The organism is Cellulomonas sp. NTE-D12 (assembly GCF_027923705.1).
In the GTDB taxonomy this organism is placed as follows: Bacteria; Actinomycetota; Actinomycetes; order Actinomycetales; family Cellulomonadaceae; genus Cellulomonas.
Genome location: NZ_AP026442.1, coordinates 634,757 through 649,323 on the forward strand (window position 1 = coordinate 634,757; position 14,567 = coordinate 649,323).

Below are 14,567 nucleotides of genomic sequence, written 5' to 3' on the forward strand. Positions count from 1 at the left end.
TGTGTGCATAGATCCTGTGCAGCACGGACGTCAGTCGTGCAGCTCCAGGTACACCAGCGTCTGGTTGAGCAGCTGGTAGGCGATCTCGCCGAAGGTGATGGGCCCGACGATGTCGCCGGTCCGCTTCCCCTCCAGCTCCGAGTACAGGAAGTTCAGGATGCAGTTGCAGGAGAAGGCGGGCGTCACCGAGCTCGCCGGCAGGTGCGAGACGAAGTCGCCCACGTAGTCGCCGATGGGCGCCGCGAGCTTGTACTCGATGCCGGAGAACACCGGCGCGTACAGGTCCACCGTGCCGCCGTCGTCGGGCACGGACTGGAACGAGACGTTGATCATCGCCCCGAAGTAGTCCGCCACCAGCGGCAGCCGCACGTCGTGGCCGATCTCCTGCAGGTACTCCGAGAACACCCGGGGCACGCCGTCCACCAGCACCTTGTCCTGCGAGAACCCGGTCGAGTCGAACGTCAGCGTGGCGCCGTCGCCCTGCCGGAACAGGTTGACGATCTCGGCGCTGGCCAGCACCCCGTCGGGCAGGGCTGCGTGCAGCACCACGGCGTCGTCGCCGCTGAGGTCCGTGCCCGAGCCGGCGAACACCTTGGCGCTCGCGGTACCCAGGTCGTCGAGGTGCACGCCGGAGACCCAGCCGACCACCGGGCGGTCGAACAGCCCGGGCAGCTCCGGCGCCTCGGCGGCGTACCGGCTGTGGGCGGGGCTGCCGGCCGGGACGATGATCACGCTGAACCCGTTGTCGAACGCGTCGGACGTGAGGCCGTCGAGCTCGGCCGCGGAGCAGCTGCGCACGCGGACGTCCGTGACCTGCTCGGGCAGGGTGTCGACGTAGACGAGCTCGCGGTTGACCTGGCCGCCGGCGTCGGTCATGAAGTAGGGGATGGTCCCACCGATCCACCGGCCCTGCGGCAGCTGGCGCAGCAGCGACTCGTCGCCGGCGACGAGCACGGCCGCGCCTGCGGTGATCGCTTCGGAGGCCTCGGCGACGGTGAGCAGCTTTCCTGGCATGGTCTCTCCTTGCGGATGAGGGGCTGGCGGGTCAGCCGAAGATGGACTGGATGTCGGCTGCGACCAGCCGCTCGTTCTTGGTGAAGAGCGCCTGCACCTCCTCGATCGCCGCGGCGCGGGCGGCCGGGGCGAGAGGCGAGTTGCGCGCGATGCGCTGCATCAGGATGCGCAGGGCGAGAAAGCTGTACGTGTGGGCCTCAGGGTGCTCGACGAGCGCTTGCCACCTCGGGTCCTGGCGCGCTGGCACTGGCATGTGGAGGTCCTCCTCACGAGGTTCCGAGCGGCTCGTCTCCGTTGGCGAGCCTTCGCCCAGACCATCGGCAGCCGGGGGTCCGCCCGTAGGCGTTCGCCCGGGTGCCGGCTCAGTCCAGGGCCAGCTGCTCCCGCTCCAGCCGCAGCTCCTCGATGTCGAGGCGCGCCTGCACCTGTCGCAGCACCGTGTCGTCGATCGCCCGCTCGTCGCGCAGCCGCACGACCGTCGCCCGCTTGCGGCCCAGCAGCGCCCGCCGCAGCGCGGCGTCCTGCGACTCCCGCCGAACGGCCGGCTCGGCCTCCGGCCCCGGTGCGCCGCGCGCCATCAGCAGCAGCAGGTGCTCGAAGTACTCGGTGCGCACCCGGTCGGCCACCTCCCGGTCGATGCCCAGCTCGGTGGCCACCTCGGCGATCGCGGACAGGGCCTCCTCGGTGGCGGTGCGGTCGGCGAGCAACCGTTCGGCGGCCTGGGCGTCGTCGTCGGGGCGCATCCGCGCCCAGCGGGAGACGAGGGGGAGGGCCAGGCCCTGGACGACGAGCGTGGTGGCGACGACGCCGGCGGTGACGAACACCAGCAGGTCGCGGTCCGGGAACGGCGCCCCGGAGGCCGTCGTCGTCGGGACCGCCAGCACCGCGGCCAGCGACACCGCGCCACGGAACCCGGCGACGGTGCTGACCACCCGCGACCGGTTGGTGACCCGGCGCAGCCGCTGCGAGGGCCGCCGGTCGATCGCGCGGATCGTGTAGGCGGAGGCGACCAGGAAGACGAACCGCGACACCAGGATCACCACGTACACGCCGGCGCCGACGACGAGAGCCGTCACCAGGTCGGTGGACACCAGGCTGCGCACCGCCGAGTGCGCCTCGATGCCGATCAGCACGAACAGCGCGCCGTTGACCAGGAACGTCGTCAACGTCCAGAACGCCGTGCTCTGCGACCGGCTCTGCGCACCGTCGATCCGCGGCCCCACCTGGCTCATCACCAGCCCGCACACCACCACCGCCAGCACGCCGGAGGCGTGCACCAGCTCCGCTAGCAGGTAGGCGCTGAACGGGATCAGCACCGTCAGGGTGTTGCCCAGCAACGGGTCGCCGACCCGTCGGTGGCCCTGCACGCCGAGCCAGGCGACCAGCGCGCCGACGGCGATCCCCCCGAGGTACGCCAACGCGAACAGCCCCGCGACGTGCCCGGCGGCGAGATGCTCGGACCCGACCGTCACGCCGACCGCGACGCCGTAGAGCACCAGCGCGGTGCCGTCGTTCACCAGGGACTCGGCGCGCAGCACGGTGACGGTGCGCCGCGGCAGGGTGCGTGCCATCGCGCCGACGGCGGTCGCGTCCGTCGGCGCCACCGCCGCGCCGAGCACCCACGCGGGCCCCCACGGCACCCCGAGCGTGTGCGCGACGGCCGCCACGGCCCAGGCCGTCAGCACCACCAGCAGCGTGGACGAGAGCACGATCCCGCGCAGGTTGGCCCGGATCTCCCGGACGGACACGGTCAGCGACTCCCAGTACAGGAGCGCCGGCAGGAACACCAGCAGCATCAGCTGCGGCGGCAGGTGCACGGCCCGCAGCGCGGGCACGGTGCCGAGCGCGACGCCGATCAGCAGCAGCACGACGGGCGGCGCGACGCGGGTACGACGAGCGACGGCCGTGCCGAGCACGATGACGGCGCCGAGCACCACGAGCAGCTCGAGGGCGATCATGCGGGGCCTCCCGGGGGTCGCGACGACGGGCGGGACGACGAACGACGAGCGGCCGTGCGGGCCGACTCGTCGTCGAGGGGACATCTTCCCTGGTGAACCGGGCTGACGTACAGGCATTCAGCAGTCATGACCGGAAGTGGGGCGGAGGCTCCATCGCTTCCGAAGCGCTGCATGGCGTCACACTGAAGCTACTATGGCTGCACAGTGACACTACCCGGCGACGCCCTACCAGCCGGCCGGAGACGAGGAGCCCCACATGCCGACCCTGACGCTGCGGCTCGACGACGAGACGCTGGCCGTCCTGCGTGAGCAGGCGCAGCTCGAGCATCGCTCCATGAACGACGTCACCGTCCTGGCGATTCGCGACCGCGCTGCCGCCACCGGTCGCCGCACGGAGAGGTCGAGGATCATCGGCGGTCTGATCGAGCAGAACCGTGAGCTGCTGGACCGGCTTTCCAAGTGACAGGCGGTCCGGTCGAGTACCCGGAACTCGCTGACGCCCAGGACATCTGCGACCAGCTGGGGCTGCACATCCGCGACGCCGGTGCGTTGGCGTCCGCCGTCGCGCGGCCGGCGGTGGTCGTCTGGGGCGAGGAGGCGTACCCGAGCATTCACCTGAAGGCCGCGGCGCTGCTCGACGGCATCAACTGCTCGCATCCGTTGCTCGACGGCAACAAGCGGCTGTCGATCCTTCTCGTCATGCTGCTGTACCAGCTCAACGGGCTGAACCTGCACGTGGATCCTGCCGAGGGCGACTGCTTCATCCGCGACGTGGCGGGTGGGCGGCGGCTCGAGCTCGACAAGACCGCAGCCTGGCTCGCAGACCGCTGCCACTCGCGCGACGTGCGCTGAGGCAGTCGGAGCGGGCTCCCCGCGCTAGAGTATAAGCATTGTCAGAGGAGGTCTGTCGATGCTTATCAGCGACATCTGGGCCGCGCTTGCCGAGAGTCATGGGATCGAGCTCGGTCCGCGACGCGCGGGTCACGTCGCGGACATCGTGCTCTCAGGTCCCGAGCTCCCTGCGACCGAGTACGACATCAGGACGGTCGACGTGCTGTCCCCGTCCCGCGTGCACCGATTTGCGGCCTCTACGGTCGAGGTCCGTGCTCTCGTCCTGACTCGGGCAGCAACCGAGAACGCCGTCGCCACGGCTGCGGCTGCTGGCGTCTCCGTGCTGGTGGTGCCCGAGAACGGCTCGGCGCGGGGAACGTTGATCGACGCGACGGGCACGGCGCACCAGATCCGTACCGCGCTCACAGTGGCGGAAACGCGGCCCGCCACGGCGCCGAAGCGTCCTGGCAAGGAGCCGTGGGGGATGTTCGCGCTCGCGTTCGCCCTGCTGTCCGACGGAGCCCCTCGGACGCAACGCGCGCTTGCCGAACAGCTCGGTCTCAGCCAGCCTCGGGTGTCGCAGGCGCTCCGCGCACAGCTCGCGCCGTTCGTCGTCAACAGGCAGGCAGGCTGGACGGTGAGCGAGCCCACCGACCTCTTGAGCTGGCTGGCCTCTGCCTATCCGGGGCCCACCACCGAAGCGGGCTGGCTCTCGCTGGAGGACCCCGTGCCTGCGACCAGGGCGGTTGTGCGCCTTCTTGATGACCAGGGCGTTCGGTTCGCAGTGACCGGCCAGGTCGCGGCCGACGAGTACGCGCCGTGGGCGCGTCCCACGCGCTCGACGATCCTCGTGGAGTCGCTCACGGACCTGAGCGCGGCCGGCTGCACGTCCGTGCCCGTTGAGCAGGCCACCGTCGTGACCGCCGTGCCGGAGGACCCCAAGGCTCTCCTGGGCGGCCAGGACCGTGCGGGTCTGCGTCTGGCGGATCCGTGGCGCACGTGGCTCACGCTGGCGCAGGACGGTGACACCGCAGCGGCCGACCACCTGCGCGACGTGCTGCTGCGCGCCCGGGCCGTGGTCGCGTGAGCCACCTCGTCCTCGCGTCGACGTCCCGCGCCACGGATGCAGGCTGGCTTGCGGCGGCCGACATTCACACGATCACTGCCGGCCTTGGCGTGCAGTACCGGCTCATCGGCGGGCTGGCCGTCACGCTGCTCGTCCACGCGCATGGTGCCGACGGCCTCGCCCCTCAGCGCGAGACAGCCGATGCGGACCTCGGCGTCTCGGTCGAGACGTGCGGGGACCGGCGGTTCCTTCCGGCGCTGCTGTCGGCGGGCTATGCCCAGGTCCAGGGCAACCGCCTCGAGCGCGCGACCGGGTCGCACACCCTGGTGATCGACGTGCTGACGCCGTCCTACGTCGGTCGTCTGTTGCCCAACCAGGCACATGGCGAGCTGGTCGTCGACGAGGTCCCGGGCCTGCTCACCGCCCTCGGACGGCCGGCCACGCCGGTGGACGTGACCGCGGTCCTAACAGACGGGACCGAGCTGTCTACGCGGCTGCTGCTGCCCGACGTCACAGCCGCCCTGGTGATGAAGGCGCTGGCGTACCGCGGACGGTTCGGCACGCAGGACGCGACAGACATTCATCGCCTTCTGGAGGCGTCGAACGAGGCGGGGCGCAGAGTGGACGACTGGCCCACCAACTCCGAGTCGCGAGACGCGGCTGCGGTGCTGCACCAGTTCTTCGGCTCCGCCCGGCCGTCCGGGCACGTCGGCCCGGCTGCTGCCCGGATTCGCCTGCTGGTTCGCAAGCTCGTTCCCGCGCCGCCCCGCTAGCGTCGCGGGTGAGCTGCAGGTCTTGGGCGCTAGGGGGCAGACGTGCGCGTCAGCATGATCGTCCTGCTGGTGGCATACGTCCTGGCCGGAGGGCTGTTCAGCGCACAGCCGACGCGCGCTCAGTCGTGCCGGCGCACCGTCACGTCCGCCGTCGCCACGGGACGCTCACCGGCCATCGCCGTGGGCCTGACGCGCTCGCCGGTCGCCGCCTCGACGAACTCCAGGTTCGACAGCTCGGTCGACGGGCGGTTGCGGTTCGCCCAGTCGCCCAGGGCCATGAGCACCAGCGACAGCTCGTGACCCGCCGGGGTGAGGACGTACTCGTCGCGGGTGCGTCCCGACTCCGGCTTGTACGGCCGGCGGATCAGCACCCCGGCCTGCACCAGCGTGTCGAGGCGCTCGGCCAGCACGTCTCGCGGCACACCCAGCGACGCCTGGAACTGCGAGAACCGCGTGGCGCCGGCGAGGGCGTCGCGGACCACCATCAGCGTCCACTTCTCACCGAGCACGTCCAGCGAACGAGCGATGGGGCACCGTGCGTCGCCCCCGAGGATCCCGAGCACGTCCTGAGCCTACCTCGGTCCACATCTCCGACTCAGCATGTTAGGTTCACTTCTCCAACCTAGCGAGGAGGAACCATGGCACAGCTCGAAGGTTCGGTCGTTCTGGTGACGGGGGCGCAGGGCGGGCTCGGACGGGAGTTCGTCGCGCAGGCCCTGGCGCGCGGCGCCGGCAAGGTCTACGCCTCGGCTCGGTCCCCGCAGCAGTGGGACGACGTGCGCGTGGTGCCGCTGCGGCTCGACGTGACGGACGAGGCGAGCGTCGCCGCGGCGGCGCTGGCCGCCACCGACGTGACGGTCGTCGTGAACAACGCGGGGGTCCACGGCGCCGGGTCTCTGCTGGCATCGCCGGTCGCCGAGGTCGAGCGCGTGTTCGCCACCAACGTCTTCGGAGCGCTCCGCGTGGCCAAGGCGTTCGCGCCCACGCTCGCGCGCAACGGCGGAGGTGCGCTGGTCGACGTGCTGTCGGTGCTCAGCTGGCTCGCGATCGCGGGCGGCTACTCGGCGTCGAAGGCTGCCCTGTGGTCGCTGACCGGCTCGTTGCGGTTGGAGCTCGCCTCTCAGGGCACCCAGGTGGTGGGCGCGCACCTCGGCTACACGGACACGCCGATGATCGCCGGGCTGGACGTGGAGAAGAACGACCCGGCCGACGTGGTGGCGGCGATCTGGGACGCGGTGGAGGCCGGCGAGCCGGAGGCGCTGGTCGACCAGGTCAGCCGTGACGTGCGGGCGGCACTGTCCGGACCGGTCGAGGCGCTGTACCCGCAGCTGGGTGCGCTCGCGGCGGGCGGCCGGTGAGCGCGTCCCGACGGCGGGCCTCCGCCCGCATCGCCGGGGCGGCCGTGGTGATGCTGGCGCTGTGGGCGTCGGCCGCGCCGACTCTCGTCTACCCGCTCTACATCTCGGCGTGGCACCTGAGCACCCTGGAGACGACGGTCGCGTTCGCCACCTACCCGGCGGCGATGATCCTCGCGCTGCTGGTGCTGGGGAACCTCTCGGACATCGTCGGCGGGCGCCGGGCGATGCTCGTCGGGCTCGTGCTGCTCGGGCTCGGCGCCCTGGCGCTCGCGGTCGCCCCCGGTCTGGGCGCGCTCGTGGCGGGGCGTGCGCTGATGGGCCTCGGCGTCGGGGCGTCGCTCGGGGCGGCGACGGTGGAGGCGGGTCGGTCGGCGGAGCGGGAGCGTGGGCTCGCCGGGCGCGGGGACGACGGGGGGCCGGGGCGGCGCGGGCACGGCGGCGCGGTGGTCACCGTCGCCTCGTCGATCGGCCTGGTCACAGCGCTGGTGCTCGGCGGCGCGGCCGTCCAGGACTGGCCGCGCCCGCGTCAGCTGCCCTTCGAGGTGCTGGTGGTGGCGATCGTCGCGGTCCTGGTGCTGGTCGGGCGGCTGCCCGACGACCGCCCGGCAGCCGCACCGCGCTGGCGGTTCCAGCCCGTGGTCGTCCCTCGACCGCGGCGGGGCTTCCTCGCCGGGGCCCTCGCCATCTCCGCCGCCTACTGCCTGGGCGCGGTGTACCTCGGGGTCGGTGCGCAGTACGCGCGGGACGTGGTCGGTTCGACGGACGCGACCGTCACCGGCCTGGTGCTGGCGGCGTCGGCGGTGGCCATCGGCGCAGTCGCCATCGTCGCGCGCGACCTGAACCCGAGGTCGGCGCTGATCGGCGGAGCCGTCGCGGTGGCGTGCGGGCAGACGCTGATGATCGCGTCCGGCGACGTGCGCCAACTGTGGATGCTGGTCGGCGCCTCCGCCGTCGGGGGAGCGGGGTACGGGCTGCTGTTCTCCGCCGGCATCTCGGCGGTGATCGCCGCGGGACCGCCTCACCACCGGGCTGCTGCCACGTCGACCGCGTACCTGTTCGCCTACGGGATGCAGGCCGCCAGCGCGCTGGCCGTCGGTGCGATCTCGACGGCGCACAGCCTGCCGACGGGCCTGGCGGCGGGGAGCGCCGCGGTGCTGCTGCTCGTGGTGCTGGCCCTGGTGCTGCACGCGACCCCGGGCAACGCGCGCGTCGTCCAGACGGTGCCGGACGGGGGAGTCGGCTAGCGGGCGCTCGATCGCCCTCTTGCCACTTTCAACATATAGAGCACAGGGGGTCTTGCCGCAAGGCCCCCACCAGGGCGGACGATGTCCGGCCGCGGAGCCCGACCGGCCCGCGCACCCAGCCCGACGCCCCGGGAGCCCATGCCGTGACCCAGTCCCTGACCTCCGCCTTCGCCCTGCCCGACCGCCTCGCCGCCAAGGCGTCCTCCGCCCGAACGGCGGCGGACGACCGCCACTTCGCCGCCATCGCCACCGAGCTCGACCGCCAGCGCACCGACCTCGAGACCCGCCTCGAGGAGCAGCGCCGCCTCCCGGCGACCCTCGGCCAGGAGGCCGTCGAGCGGGACCAGCAGATCCACCACCTCTCGGCACGCCTGCGCGTGCTGCGGCAGTACGGCATCGACCTCTGCCTCGGTCGCATGGTGCCGACGGGCGGCGGCGAGCCCGTCTTCGTCGGACGCCTGGGGCTGACCGACCAGCAGGGGCGGCAGCTGCTGGTCGACTGGCGGTCGCCGGCGGCCGAGCCGTACTTCGGCGCGACGCGCGCGGACCCGATGGGCCTGGTCAGCCGTCGTCGGTACCGGTGGACCGGCGGGCGGATCAGTGACTACTGGGACGAGGTGCTCGCGGACCGCGACGGGGAGTCCGGGGCGGCCGCGCTGGACGGGCAGGCCGCGCCCGACGACGAGTCGGCGTTCATCGCCAGCCTCGGCGCGAGCCGGTCGGCGCGGATGCGGGACGTGCTGAGCACCATCGCCGCCGACCAGGACGCGATCATCCGCGCGGGCTCGGCCGGCACGCTGGTGGTGGACGGCGGTCCTGGTACCGGCAAGACGGTGGTGGCGCTGCACCGCACCGCCTACCTGCTCTACTCGGACAGCCGCGTGGGGCAGCACCACGGCGGCGTGCTGTTCGTCGGGCCGCACCAGCCGTACCTCGCCTACGTCGAGGACGTGCTGCCCAGCCTCGGCGAGGAGGGCGTGCGCACGTGCACGCTGCGCGACCTGCTGCCCGAGGGTGCCGACGCCGCCGCGGAGGTGGATCCCCTGGTCGCGCGGCTGAAGTCGTCGGCGGCGATGGTGCGGGCCGTCGAGCCGGCCGTCGCCTTCTACGAGCGCCCGCCGACGGGGGCGTTCACGGTGGAGACGCCGTGGGCGGACGTGCGGCTGGGGCCGGAGGACTGGGCCGAGGCGTTCGACGCCGCCGACCCCGGCACCCCGCACAACGAGGCGCGCGACGAGATCTGGGAGCAGCTGGTGGCGATCGTCGCCGACCGGCTCGACGAGGTGGCGCCCGACGACGTCGCGCGCGCGATGCGTCAGGACCGGGAGCTCGTCTCCACCTTCCGCCGCGCGTGGCCGCTGCTGGAGCCCACCGACGTGGTGGGCGACCTGTGGACCGTGCCCGCCTACCTGCGGCTGTGCGCGCCGTGGCTGTCGCCCGATGAGATCAGGGCGCTGCAGCGTGCCGACGCCCAGGCGTGGACCGTCGCCGACCTGCCGCTGCTGGACGCCGCCCGGCGCCGGCTCGGTGACCCGCAGGCGTCGCGGCGTCGTCATGAACGGGACGCCCTGCTCGCCGCCGAACGCGAGGAGCGCGCCCGCGTCACGGAGCACCTGATCGCCGCCGACGACTCCGAGATGCAGGTGATGTCGATGCTCAAGGGCGCGGACCTGAAGAACGCGCTGGACGACGAGGCCGCGCTGCCGGATGCCGACGCCGACGCGCTCGCGGGCCCGTTCGCGCACATCGTGGTGGACGAGGCGCAGGAGCTGACCGAGGCGGAGTGGCAGATGCTGCTGGCCCGCTGCCCGTCGCGCAGCCTGACGGTGGTGGGGGACCGGGCGCAGGCCAGGCACGGGTTCACCGAGTCGTGGCGCGAGCGGCTGGAGCGGGTGGGGCTGGGGTCGGTTCGGGAGTCGACGCTGAGCATCAACTACCGCACGCCGCAGGAGGTGATGGCCGAGGCGGAGCCGGTGATCCGCGCGGCGATCCCGGACGCGAACGTGCCGGTCTCCGTGCGGGAGTCGGGGGTGCCGGTGGTGCGGGGGTCTGTGGCTTCGCTGGAGTCGGTCCTGGCTGAGTGGCTGGCGGTGCACGACGAGGGGGTGGCGTGCGTGATCGGGGCTGGGCTGTCCTTCGAGGCCGGGCCGCGGGTGCGGTGGCTGACGCCGGTGCCGGCCAAGGGGCTGGAGTTCGACCTGGTGGTGCTGGTGGACCCGGACCGGTTCGGCGACGGCGTCGAGGGCGCCGTGGACCGGTACGTGGCGATGACCCGGGCGACGCAGCAGCTGGTGGTGCTGACGTCGTGACCGGCGACACGGCCGCAGTCTTGGACGGAACTGGTGTCGAATCAGCGTGCCCGGCCGTTGCGCGTGCCCGCGCACAACAACCGAGACTGCTCCGACGAGCATCGTTCGAATTGGGTACGACCCCTCTAGTACAGGAAACTGCTGCAGCTGCCCCTGGCTTGACTTCCATTCACCAGGTGCGCTGGCGCGGTCCATCCGCTCAGGCTCGAGGCTGGTGGAGAGTTGCCTCAAGGTTCGTGCCATGGGATTTCGTGGTAACCACCTTCGCGCCGGAGTGCGTCACCCCCTCCAGGCGGCTCAGCAATGCCCTGTGGGCGGCGTCGATCGGGAAGCGCACGGTGCCCCCCCGATGCCCGCTCGAGACCCTTGCGTAGTCGCCACCCATAAGCATCAGAATCTGCCTCAGATCGTCGATTGAGAGTGTCTGGACCTGTGCCGCGATCACCCGCGCGAGGGCCGAGTTTGAGGCCCCCGCGCGAAGTAGGGCTTGCAGACGTGGCAGATCGAGCACATCGCATCGGCGAGCTAGAACGTCAGCGATCGCCGTAGCCTGGCTGGATGTGGCGCTCGAGACGAGCAATGGCAGCCTCGCAACCAGGGCGGCCTTCGTAGTCTCGGGTATTCTGCGGCTGCTGAGGACCGGCGCCAGGCGTTGGGCGGGCATCGTGGTGGAGTCCGCAAACATGCCGAAGTTCTCCGAGGCGGCTACGGCGTCCTCGAAGTCTTCCCAGCGGCCCACGCGCCCCGGGTCGAAGGTGGCCGGCTCGTCAGCGAGCAGGCCAATTCTCAGAAGCGGCCCGATCAGGTCGGCGTCTTCGTGGGCGACGTGACCTATCGGGAGTAGGCCGGGGGTGACCGAGGCCGCGAGGGCGACCCTCACGCCTGGGTCGGCGATGGCGTCGCGCGCGGCGAGAATCTGGGCGGCCATCGTCAAGCGGTCCGGTTGCGGGGTGCCTGCGGGAGTTGCGATCGCGCCGTGCTCGGTCAGGAATGTCCCGAGGTCGTCGTCCACGTCGTACTCGGCGATGTAGCGCTGTACGTTGCCGAAGGTTGGGTCGGTGCGCCGCTGGGCGACCAGCGCCGGCCATACCTCGACTAGGACCTGTCCGAGGTCTGGAACCCGGCAACTGCTAGATGTGGCGGCAACAAGTTTGTCGAGCAGGGCGGCCTGCGGTTTGGTTGCGATGTCGTTCAGGATGTCGGCGAACCGGCCGGGAGACGTGACGGGTGTTCCTATGGGGTTCAGCCGGGTCAGCGCCTCGAGGTAGGCATCCAGGTGGTTCACCGCGTGCTCGTAGATGGGCAGGGTGGTCGACTCTGAGTGCAGGGTGTCTAGTGCGACGCGGGTGGCCCCGCCCAGGGCGCCCAGGTTGGTTGCGTTAATGGGGTAGACGCTGGTCTGGGCGGCTGCTGCCAGCGCTTGCGTGTTGAGGTTGCCCAGGTCGCTGACGGTCGCACCTGCAGCGGCGAACGTGGCCATGATGATGGCGGCCCGGTCCTCGTCCGGCGGGTCGGTGACGGCGCCCAGGTCGGCATCGTGCTCGGACAGGTAGCGCGCCACGTCGATGTCCAGATCAACTCGTTCGCCGGCGCCAATGGCGCCGAGGACCGCGTTGACCAGGTGTAGGCGGGCCCGCGGCGTCACTGGGGCGTCTAATGCCGTGTACCCGATGGCCTGGACCCAGGTGGGCGCCATCAGCTCGGCGAGCTGGCCGGCCATCGCGGGCGTCTCCCGCTCGAAGATCCGTCCCACAAGGGTCTGCTCCTGTTCACCCCATCTTTCCGCAAGATGCGCAGCGACCCTTTTGGCGGCGCCGGGTCGGTGGTCCAGCAGGTAACGGATGATGTCGAGGTTGTAGATTGCCGGTTCATCGAACAGGTGATCGCTGTCGTCGTTGTCGGCTCCCTGCTCGCGCAGGATCTGGTTGACATCGGTCGGATCGAGTTCGAACTCGAGGATGGGCGTTCCCGGCTCGATAGCGCGGGCGATGTACTCGGCGGCGTTTAGCCCGACGTCGGTGCCGTAGAACATCGAAGCGTACCGGGCGAAATGACGTGGTAGGTACCCGTGCTCGATCAGTTCCACGACCAGTGTCGTCGGCGCGTATGTCTTCACGAGGTCCTTGAAGTCGACTTCGCCGTTCTTCCCGACCGGTTCGGTGCCCTCGGATTTGATCGTCAGGTCGGTTCGGCCGCAGAGCTGCTTCCAAGTGTGGTGACGCAGGAAGGTGATTTCTTCACGGGTGTCGTCGATCTTGTCATTGAGGTCGGCGAGGTCGAGGTCGTGCCATGTCTGCGGGTCGATCGGCATACCGAGGAGGCGCGTGAGCACTTGTGGTCCAAGCAGGATTTGTTGCAGGCCAGCTCGTCGCCCGTAGGGGTCTGTTCCGGACCACAAGTTGACCACAAGCTGCGTTCCGTTTGCGATCTGCTGCCAGCCCCCCAGTGCTCCCAGGTCCGTCTCCGTCACTGGTCCGATGAATTCCACTTCTCGAGCTGTCAATCCAATGGACATGCCAAGCAGCTCCGAGCGCAGCTTATGGAGTTTCCTCCCCGCCAGCGCTGCGCGGCTCTCGCTCGATTGACCGTTCTCCAGTTGGGTGGCCAGGTTGGTGAGTGCTTCGGTCTGTACCGCGACGTTGTGCTCAACGAGTGTGAGCCACCGGCGGGTCAGGTCGTCCAGTGGGCTGGACGCCAAGCGGATGTTCTCGTACGTTTCCGGGCTCGTGGCGCGTAGTAGGACCAGGCTGAACACGATGTCCGGCGAGATCCCGGGCATCGTCTGGCTGGCGGAGGTCACCAGCCGGTCGTAGTGGACCTCGTACTCATTGCGGAGCGACAAGAGGGTCCGCATATCGGCGACGTGCCGAGAAGCCACGCGGATAAGCGCTGGCGAGATCCCGGGCTTGTCCTTAGCGTCCGCCACGTGCGGTGCCATGACCTCCATCATCAAATCGCGGGCGTTGTCAGCAGTGACAAAGGGGACGATCGGGATAATCACGTCGAAGTGCTTCGCCCGGTTTGCCCGGTCAAGTTGCGTCATGGCACTTGTGGTTGCCCCGGGCGGATGGGCGGAGGCGTCGTCCATGGTGCCGGCCTTCGTCCAAGCGTCGTCCGTTGGGGCGCCCACCAGCCCGAGAACGGAATCGCGTATCGCGTACACAAATACTACTCGTCGTCCTACCTGTCCGGAGTTGTTCACCAGTGACTTGAGCGCGCGCAGTGTGTCGAACACGATGGCATCGTCGAACCGATCGACGTCCTCGATAAGCACGACATCGGTCTTGGAGACCTGGAAGAAGTAGACAATCTCGTCCAGGTACTGATCGAAGTAGCTGGACGAGCGTGGCTCAAGGCTGACTGACAGAACCCCCGCCTTGAGCCCGGTCTGCAGGGCGTACCGGCCGGCAATTACCCTCCAAGCAGCCAGTGCGAGAATCAGCAGGCCAATAGCGACGCCGCCCCAGAATAAGGGGGGCGACCAACGGAGTTCGGTCAGGCGCTGGTCGAATTTGCGCTGCCACCCCGCCAGGGCGGTCGCGGCCCACCCCAGTGCCAATAAGGCCAGGATGCCGACAACCGCCAGGCCCGACAACGAAGGCGTCGTCGCCCTCGGGAACCGAGAGTTGGGTGTGCGCCGCGGGGGAAGCCGGTAGAGCAGTTGCTTGACGAGCTCCTTCTGGATCCGGTTGCTCCTCTCTCGCTCCGCGGGGTTCTCCGCCGGCACGTCTGGCGACATCCGCGGGTCGAGCGTCGACAGCGACAGTTCGATTACGCGGCGTCGGTGCCACCACGGGAACCGGCGATCCCAGTACGACCGGCCCAACGCGTGTAGGACGCTCGACTTGCCTGAGCCGTAGGAACCGGTGAGCGCGATGCTGCGCGTGTCCGGCTGTCGCAGGGCTCGCTCCAACAGGTCGAGGTACACCTGGTGGTGCTCGGGTTGGAACCTTGGTGCCAGCGATACCAGGGGCATAGTGTTCCCCGCCCGGGCCGGCTTGCGGACGGGTATCG

12 protein-coding genes are annotated in these 14,567 nt (G+C 70.5%); 7 read left to right on the top strand and 5 right to left on the bottom strand.

Annotated elements, in window-relative coordinates:
• Nucleotides 1-30: 30 nt before the first annotated feature.
• The 3 genes from QMF98_RS02955 to QMF98_RS02965 form a co-directional block, all read right to left on the bottom strand.
• Complete coding sequence (locus QMF98_RS02955; protein WP_337974585.1) at nucleotides 31-1,014, bottom strand: DUF6976 family protein; 984 nt, start codon at nucleotides 1,012-1,014, stop codon at nucleotides 31-33.
• A 31-nt stretch (nucleotides 1,015-1,045) separates the two neighbouring features.
• Entirely contained in the window at nucleotides 1,046-1,267 is a 222-nt protein-coding gene (locus QMF98_RS02960; RefSeq protein WP_263732249.1) for a hypothetical protein, read from the bottom strand.
• Between the two features lie 109 nt (nucleotides 1,268-1,376).
• Nucleotides 1,377-2,972, bottom strand: a complete 1,596-nt coding sequence (locus QMF98_RS02965; RefSeq protein WP_337974586.1) for a Na+/H+ antiporter — start codon at nucleotides 2,970-2,972, stop codon at nucleotides 1,377-1,379.
• A 256-nt stretch (nucleotides 2,973-3,228) separates the two neighbouring features.
• Here QMF98_RS02965 and QMF98_RS02970 point away from each other — a divergent pair, with 256 nt between their 5' ends.
• Genes QMF98_RS02970 through QMF98_RS02985 form a run of 4 tightly spaced genes read left to right on the top strand, consistent with a single transcriptional unit; the run spans nucleotide 3,229 to nucleotide 5,642 of the window.
• Nucleotides 3,229-3,435, top strand: coding sequence for a hypothetical protein (locus tag QMF98_RS02970; protein ID WP_337974587.1), 207 nt, complete (start codon nucleotides 3,229-3,231; stop codon nucleotides 3,433-3,435).
• A complete protein-coding gene (locus tag QMF98_RS02975; protein ID WP_337974588.1) occupies nucleotides 3,432-3,824 on the top strand; it encodes a type II toxin-antitoxin system death-on-curing family toxin in 393 nt (130 codons plus the stop codon). Before QMF98_RS02970 ends, QMF98_RS02975 begins: the two co-directional genes overlap by 4 nt.
• Nucleotides 3,825-3,882: 58 nt before the next feature.
• Nucleotides 3,883-4,890, top strand: a complete 1,008-nt coding sequence (locus tag QMF98_RS02980; protein ID WP_337974589.1) for a helix-turn-helix domain-containing protein — start codon at nucleotides 3,883-3,885, stop codon at nucleotides 4,888-4,890.
• Nucleotides 4,887-5,642 (top strand): hypothetical protein, encoded by a 756-nt coding sequence (locus tag QMF98_RS02985; RefSeq protein WP_337974590.1) that lies wholly within the window; start codon nucleotides 4,887-4,889, stop codon nucleotides 5,640-5,642. Before QMF98_RS02980 ends, QMF98_RS02985 begins: the two co-directional genes overlap by 4 nt.
• A gap of 119 nt (nucleotides 5,643-5,761) precedes the next feature.
• Here the strand turns inward: QMF98_RS02985 and QMF98_RS02990 are convergent, their stop codons facing one another.
• Nucleotides 5,762-6,205 (bottom strand): winged helix-turn-helix transcriptional regulator, encoded by a 444-nt coding sequence (locus tag QMF98_RS02990; protein ID WP_337974591.1) that lies wholly within the window; start codon nucleotides 6,203-6,205, stop codon nucleotides 5,762-5,764.
• A gap of 75 nt (nucleotides 6,206-6,280) precedes the next feature.
• Between QMF98_RS02990 and QMF98_RS02995 the strand changes: the two genes are divergently transcribed.
• The 3 genes from QMF98_RS02995 to helR all read left to right on the top strand — a co-directional run bounded on the left by QMF98_RS02995 (nucleotide 6,281) and on the right by helR (nucleotide 10,553).
• The gene (locus tag QMF98_RS02995; RefSeq protein ID WP_337974592.1) at nucleotides 6,281-7,000 is read left to right on the top strand and encodes an SDR family oxidoreductase; all 720 of its coding nucleotides are present in this window, start codon (nucleotides 6,281-6,283) and stop codon (nucleotides 6,998-7,000) included.
• Nucleotides 6,997-8,244 carry an MFS transporter gene (locus QMF98_RS03000; protein WP_337974593.1) on the top strand — a complete coding sequence of 416 codons (1,248 nt, stop codon included), beginning with the start codon at nucleotides 6,997-6,999 and terminating at the stop codon, nucleotides 8,242-8,244. Before QMF98_RS02995 ends, QMF98_RS03000 begins: the two co-directional genes overlap by 4 nt.
• Nucleotides 8,245-8,387: 143 nt before the next feature.
• Nucleotides 8,388-10,553 (top strand): RNA polymerase recycling motor ATPase HelR, encoded by a 2,166-nt coding sequence (gene helR, locus QMF98_RS03005; protein WP_337974594.1) that lies wholly within the window; start codon nucleotides 8,388-8,390, stop codon nucleotides 10,551-10,553.
• Nucleotides 10,554-10,752: 199 nt separating this feature from the next.
• On the opposite strand, the gene QMF98_RS03010 is transcribed toward helR, so the two are convergent.
• Entirely contained in the window at nucleotides 10,753-14,481 is a 3,729-nt protein-coding gene (locus QMF98_RS03010; protein WP_337974595.1) for a YobI family P-loop NTPase, read from the bottom strand.
• Between the last annotated feature and the right edge of the window lie 86 nt (nucleotides 14,482-14,567).